We start from the raw sequence: 6,270 nt of genomic DNA on the forward strand, positions 1-6,270 counted from the left end.
GCGCGGCATGCCGGGCAGGCCACATGGATTCATCGCATCGGGTAAGAGCCATCCTTTCCTTCGTCCAAGCAGTAGATGCCGGCAGTTTTGCCGCGGCTGCGCGGGCGCTGGGGTTGACCTCCGCCGCCGTCAGCAAGAACGTCGCCAGCCTGGAGACTGCACTGGGGGTTCGTCTGCTGAATCGCACGACGCGAACCCTCAGCCTCACGGACGAAGGCAATGTGTTTCTTCGGCAGGCACGGGTCGCCCTCGAAGCCCTCGATGCCGCCGTCGATGCTGTCGCCGCCCAGCGCGCCGAACCGAACGGGCGTGTGCGCATCTCGACCAGCGCCGCATTCGGGAAGGAGCAGTTGATGCCCATCCTCCCCGGTCTCCTGGAGCGATACCCAGGGCTGTCGATCTCGGTGGATTTCGACGACCGTGTGGTGGATCTCGTCCGTGACGGCTATGACCTGGGCCTGCGTGGTGGCCACATCCGGGATTCCGCGCTGGTATCGCGCTCGGTGTGCCAGCTCAACACGGTGCTGGTCGCATCGACCGGCTACCTTTCCCGCCATGGCGTACCAGGCAAGGTCGAGGACTTGCAGCACCACAGGCTGGTCGCACGGCGCTTCCTGAGCGGCGCGGTGGATGCCTGGAGTTTCCAGACAGCCGACGGCAGCATCACCACGCTCGATCCGACGGACTCGGCGGTCTTGACGCTCTCAGCACCGGAGACCCTCATCGAGGCCGCATGCAACGGCATCGGCGTGGCGCAGGTCGCCGTCCATCTCGCCTGGGAGCACTTGGTGGCCGAGAGGTTGAAGGTCGTCCTGCATCGGCAACATCATCCGGGCAGCTATGAGATGGTGATCCAGTACCCGCATCGCGCCCTGATCGCTCCTCGCGTTCGAGTCGTGGTGGAGTACCTCCTCGAAGCATTTGCAGCGAATAGCACATTGCATGTGCCGCTGGAGGCTCTGGCTGAGCACGCGGGCATTGCCGCCGAATCAGAACTCACGAGGCTTTGACGCTGCTTCTGGCTTGACGCAGGCGTCAGTGGCTGCCCAGGGACGCGTCTGCACCGACCCGGCATGCTGGGCGGCGATTGTTCAGATCGCCTGAAAGATCGCTCGAAATTCGTCGCTTGTTGTCAAGAGTGGTCGCCAGAAAAATAGATGGAGACAGCCAGCAAAGTCCAACGAAAAAGGAGACATACATGTTCACGGTCGCACTGCGTGCACACCCTACGGAGCCGGTCGCACCCAAAGACGGGGCAAGCGCCAGCCACATGCAACGTGTCCGCCGACGGATCGTGGGGGCAGTGCTATGTTGCTGCGCTCTCGGCGCGGTCGCGCAGCAAGGCACGCAGATCCCCTTCGGCAGCAAGCCGATCCGCATCCTCGTCGGCTATGCGCCCGGCGGCGGCGCCGACCTCATCGCCCGCGTCTATGGCCAGAAGCTGCAGGAAGCCCTGGGCGTTCCGGTGGTCGTCGAGAACAAGCCGGGAGCCTTCGAACAACTGGCCGCCCAGCCGGTCACGATGGCCGCGCCCGATGGCCACACGCTCTGGCTCGGCACGTCCGGCGCGCTGACCATGGGCCCTGGCGTCAGGACCAACATCCCCTACGACATCGTCAAGAGCTTCACGCACGTCGCCAAGCTCGGCGAGGTGAACGCCGTGTTGACGGTCAAAAAGAGCCTGCCGGTCAACAATCTGCAGGAATTCATCGCCTACGCGAAGGCCCGGCCGGGCCAGCTCAACTATGCCAGCGCCGGCGTGGGTGCCGGCAACCATCTGCTGACCGAATACATCATGGCCTTGACCGGCATTTCGATGACCCACGTGCCCTACAAGGGAGACGCGGACGTGGTGCGCGAGGTCGCTGCGGGCAATGCGGACTTCGGAATTCCGACCGTGGCCACCGGCACGCCTTTCATCAACGACGGCAGGATCAAGCCCCTGGTGGTCACTGGCAACCAGCGCGCCAAGGCCTTGGCAAACGTGCCGGCGCTGAACGAAGAGAACGTGGCCGATGCGCTCAAGAACTACGGCGTGTATGCGATCTACGCCGTGCTGGGGCCGGCCGGCATGCCCGCGGCTGTCACACGCAAACTCAACGAGGAGTTCACCCGGATCTCGCGCATGCCCGACGTGGTGGCGCAATTGGAGAATGGCAATGTGCGGGCCAGTTCGTCGACGCCGGATGATCTACGGCAGTTCATCGAGAAGGACGTGGCCAAGTGGCGTGAAGTCGGCAAGCGGATCAAACTCGACTGAGACCCCAGGCGTTGGGATCGTCGGAACCGCCGAACCATGCCACCAGGTGCTCGAGGAAGCCCTGGGCGGCTGGCGACACCACCCGGCTCGCCGAATGGAACAGGCAGACCTGCTGCATGACCGGCGGTTCGGCGATGGGACACATGGCCAGGCCGAAGGTTCGCGCCAGCGAGCCGGTGTAGGTCGGCGCGATCGTCACCGCCAGCCCCGCCGCGGCCATGCCGAACGCAGTACTGATATTCCCTACCACATCGACGATGTTGACATGGCTGTTCTCACCACCGCCGCCGCCCGCGTGCGCCAAGGCAATGGAGCGCTCGTGGTCGTAGCCCGCCAGCACCAGGGGCTGCAGCCGCAGCGCGGCCCAGGACACTTGCTCGCGGGAGGCCAACGGATCGCCGGCCGCGCACCACAGCGCCCATGCGCTGCGGAACAGCGGATGGCGTGCCACCTGATCGCCGATGACCCGGTCCGAGCCGACCGCCAGATCGACCTCGGCATTGGCGACCTTGTCGATCAGCGCGTCGACGGCCGAATCGCGAATGCGGATGACCACCTTGGGGTGGATGGCCTTGTACGCGCTGATCGCATGCGGCAGCGCCGTGCTGGCCATGATCATCGGCGCCGCGACACGCACGACGCCAGCCGCCCGGTTCCGGATGTCGTCGGCCGCGATCTGGGCCAGTTCGATCCGCTTGAGCACGTCCTTGGCCGAGGCATGGAACTCGCGGCCCGCGGGCGACAGCGCGACGCTGCGCGTCGTGCGATCGAACAGGCGGAAACCGACAGCGGATTCGAGCTCGGAGACCAATTGGCTCACCGCGGACGGCGACAGATTGAGCCGCTCGCCGGCCCGGCCGAAGTTGCGCACGTCGGCTACGGCGACGAACGCGCTGAGCTGTCTCTGCGTGAATCGAGAGGAAACCATCAGGTGAACACCATATGTACGGGTGCGCAGTGCATGACGGCCCGGATTCTCAATCAACCCCAAGGAGTTCAAGCATGAATCGATTCGAAGGCAAGGCCGTGATCGTGACCGGAGCCGGCAGCGGCATCGGCGCTGCCTGTGTCCGACGCCTCTACGCCGAGGGCGCCTCCGTCGCGCTCGCCGACGTCAACCAGGACGCCCTGGCCGGCCTGTCCGAATTCTATGCCCCCGACCGCATCCACGCCGCCGCGCTCGACGTGACCGACGCCCGGCAGGCCGAGGCCTTCGTGGCGGCGGCGCGGCGCAAGTTCGGCAAGTTGCACGGCCTGGTGCACTGCGCGGGCATCAAGGGCGTCGGCAACGTGCTCGACTGCGAGCCCGAGTCGTGGAAGCAGGTGATGTCGGTCAACCTGGACGGCACCTTTCTGATGTGCCAGGCCTTTGCGCGGGCCGTGCGGGACGACACTCACGCGCGCGCGATCGTGACCATCAGCTCGGGCGCGGGCCTCATGGGCGTGCCCAACCGGCTGCCCTATGTCGCCTCCAAGTTCGGCGTGACCGGCATCACGCGCACCATGGGCGCCGAACTCGGGCCGTATGGCATCCGCGTCAACGGCATCGCGCCCGGCATGATCAACACGCCATTCACCGCCTACATGTTCGACGACCCCGAGAAAGCCAGGCGCATCCGCGCGGCCCATGCGGTCGGCCGCGAAGGCCGGCCCGAAGAGATCGCGGCGGTCGCGGCTTTCCTGCTGACCGACGACGCCAGCTTCATGACCGGCACCGTCGTCACCGTCGACGGCGGGCAGACGGCTTGCATCCCCTCCTACTGATCCCCGCCGAACGGAGAGCACGCCATGCCTTACGTCATCACTTTCGAGGACGCCCCGGGAACCGACAAGGCCAGGAAGAGCAGCCTGCGCCAGACCCATACCGACTACGTGACCCGCCACGCCAGCCGCATCATCGCCAGCGGCGGCCTGTTCCCGGACGAGGACGACTTCCCGGATGGCGGCCTGGTCATCCTCGACGCGCAGCACCGGCGCGAGGCGGTGGAATACATCGAGAACGACCCCTTTTTCCTGCACGGCATCTTCAAGCACTACACCATTCGCCGCTGGAAGAAGTTCGTCTTCGACCATCGCCGCGTCACGGCGTGAAAGGACCACGATGAAGAGTTACCAGCATTGGATCAACGGCACTCACGCCGACCCGGCGAGCGGCGAATGGCTGGAAACGGTTGACCCCTACACCGGCCAGGCCTGGGCACGCATCCCCAAGGGCAACCGGCAGGACGTGGATCGCGCCGTTGCCGCGGCGCACGCGGCCATGACCACGGGCCCCTGGAGCACGATGAGCGCCAGCGAGCGTGGCGCGGTGCTGCGTCGCATCGGCGACCTGATGGCCGAGCCGCGCCATGCCCGGCTTCTGGCCGAGACCGAGTCGCGCGACAACGGCAAGATCCTGGCCGAGATGCAAGGCCAGCTGGCCTACCTGCCCGGCCATTGGCACTACTTCGCGGGCCTGGCCGACAAGGTGCAGGGCGCCGTGCTGCCGGTGGACAAGCCCGACATGCTGGCAATGACCTACCGCGAGCCCGTCGGCGTGGTGGCGGCGCTGACCGCCTGGAACTCGCCACTGGGCTTCTTCACGATCAAATGCGCGCCGGCGCTGGCGGCGGGGTGCGCCGTGGTCCTCAAACCGTCCGAGTTTGCCTCGGCCAGTTCGCTGGAGTTCGCGGCGCTGACCAAGGAGGCCGGTCTGCCGGACGGCGTCATCAACGTCGTCACCGGCCTGGGCCACGAGGTCGGCTCGCCGCTGGTCGAGCACCCGGACGTAGCCAAGATCACCTTCACGGGCTCGGACGTGACGGGTGCCAGGGTCTACGAGGCGGCGGCGCGCTCCATGAAGCGGGTGTCCATGGAACTCGGCGGCAAGTCGCCCAACATCGTGTTCGAGGATGCAGACCTGGACATGGCCTGCATCGGGGCCGTATCGGGCATCTTCGCCGCGTCGGGGCAGATGTGCACCGCCGGCTCGCGGCTGCTCGTGCACAACAGCATCAAGCAGGCCTTCACCGAGCGCCTGCTCGACATGGCGCGCGGCCTGAAACTTGGCGACCCCATGCGGCCCGACACCGAGATCGGCCCGATCGCAACGCGGCCCCAGTACGAGAAAGTCTTGCAGTACATCCAGCGGGCACGCGACGACGGCGCACGCTGCATCCTGGGCGGGCGGCCTGCAACGGGGGACGCTCTGGGCTGCGGGCAGTTCGTGGAGCCCACGATCTTCACGGACGTCACCAACGGCATGCGCATCGCGCAGGAAGAAGTGTTCGGCCCCGTGCTGTCCATCATCGGCTTCGACGACGAGGAAGAAGCGGTGAGGATCGGCAACGACGTGGTCTACGGCTTGGCCGCCGGCGTCTGGACGCGCGACACAGGCCGCGCCATTCGCATGTCCAAGGCGCTGCGCGCGGGCATGGTCTGGGTCAACACCTACCGTGCCTACAGCTTCATGGTGCCCGTGGGGGGGATGAAGCAGTCGGGCCTGGGACGTGAGGGCGGCATCGAGGCGATCGACGAGTATCTGGAGACCAAGAGCGTCATGATCTCGACCGCGTCGGGCGGGCCGGCCAACGCGTTCGTGCAGCGGTGACGCTCCGGAAATCTTGCGCTGCGGAGTACCCACCTCACTTGAAGGGAGAGCAAGCGCCATCTTCTCGGCAAGTTTCCTCAACGATGGAGCGCTGGGTCGGCCTGGGCCTGTTTCCGGGCAAGAGCAATGACGTCCTGCGCGCTATCTCGCGCTCCGACAGCTGTCCCTCGCGTGCAGCCGTCGGATCTTGCCAATCATGTCCATAGTGATCAGTCCTTGAACCCCGCCGCTTAAAAAACAGCAGGGTAGGTTGAACACCTGGCTCAGTTTTACTTCGGCACTACCCGCAAAACCGGCTCAAATTTCGGTCGGCGCGAACAGCTAAGTAGGCAGCTTCATAAATACGGCCACGTATAGTCTTGATAAGTTTGGCCTCGTATGGCATCTTGTGGCGATCCTTCACCAGGGGTTGCATATGCCA

General features: G+C 65.7%; 6 protein-coding genes. 5 read left to right on the plus strand and 1 reads right to left on the minus strand.

Going from position 1 to position 6,270, the window contains the following annotated elements:
* Positions 1–23: 23 nt before the first annotated feature.
* A complete protein-coding gene (locus ABEA07_RS22780) occupies positions 24–1,010 on the plus strand; it encodes a LysR family transcriptional regulator (RefSeq protein ID WP_345540739.1) in 987 nt (328 codons plus the stop codon).
* 260 nt (positions 1,011–1,270) lie between these two features.
* Positions 1,271–2,260: a Bug family tripartite tricarboxylate transporter substrate binding protein gene (locus ABEA07_RS22785; protein WP_345540740.1), complete on the plus strand. Its 990-nt coding sequence runs from the start codon at positions 1,271–1,273 to the stop codon at positions 2,258–2,260.
* Here ABEA07_RS22785 and ABEA07_RS22790 read toward each other — a convergent pair.
* Positions 2,247–3,260, minus strand: a complete 1,014-nt coding sequence (locus ABEA07_RS22790) for a LysR family transcriptional regulator (protein ID WP_345540742.1) — start codon at positions 3,258–3,260, stop codon at positions 2,247–2,249. The two genes, ABEA07_RS22785 and ABEA07_RS22790, sit on opposite strands and share 14 nt — an antisense overlap.
* Before the next feature lie 2 nt (positions 3,261–3,262).
* Here ABEA07_RS22790 and ABEA07_RS22795 point away from each other — a divergent pair, with 2 nt between their 5' ends.
* The 3 genes from ABEA07_RS22795 to ABEA07_RS22805 are packed head-to-tail and all read left to right on the plus strand — an operon-like array spanning position 3,263 to position 5,849.
* Positions 3,263–4,024: an SDR family NAD(P)-dependent oxidoreductase gene (locus ABEA07_RS22795; RefSeq protein ID WP_345540743.1), complete on the plus strand. Its 762-nt coding sequence runs from the start codon at positions 3,263–3,265 to the stop codon at positions 4,022–4,024.
* Between the two features lie 24 nt (positions 4,025–4,048).
* Positions 4,049–4,351 (plus strand): YciI family protein, encoded by a 303-nt coding sequence (locus ABEA07_RS22800; RefSeq protein ID WP_345540744.1) that lies wholly within the window; start codon positions 4,049–4,051, stop codon positions 4,349–4,351.
* Between the two features lie 10 nt (positions 4,352–4,361).
* Positions 4,362–5,849, plus strand: a complete 1,488-nt coding sequence (locus tag ABEA07_RS22805; RefSeq protein ID WP_345540746.1) for an aldehyde dehydrogenase — start codon at positions 4,362–4,364, stop codon at positions 5,847–5,849.
* The last annotated feature ends 421 nt before the right edge of the window (positions 5,850–6,270 follow it).

It is taken from the genome of Variovorax defluvii (genome assembly GCF_039541515.1).
Taxonomy (GTDB): domain Bacteria; phylum Pseudomonadota; class Gammaproteobacteria; order Burkholderiales; family Burkholderiaceae_C; genus Variovorax; species Variovorax defluvii.

Coding starts and splice junctions, on each gene's coding strand:
- ABEA07_RS22780 (WP_345540739.1), top strand. CDS start 24: ATGGATTCATCGCATCGGGTAAGAGCCATCCTTTCCTTCGTCCAAGCA.
- ABEA07_RS22785 (WP_345540740.1), top strand. CDS start 1,271: ATGCAACGTGTCCGCCGACGGATCGTGGGGGCAGTGCTATGTTGCTGC.
- ABEA07_RS22795 (WP_345540743.1), top strand. CDS start 3,263: ATGAATCGATTCGAAGGCAAGGCCGTGATCGTGACCGGAGCCGGCAGC.
- ABEA07_RS22800 (WP_345540744.1), top strand. CDS start 4,049: ATGCCTTACGTCATCACTTTCGAGGACGCCCCGGGAACCGACAAGGCC.
- ABEA07_RS22805 (WP_345540746.1), top strand. CDS start 4,362: ATGAAGAGTTACCAGCATTGGATCAACGGCACTCACGCCGACCCGGCG.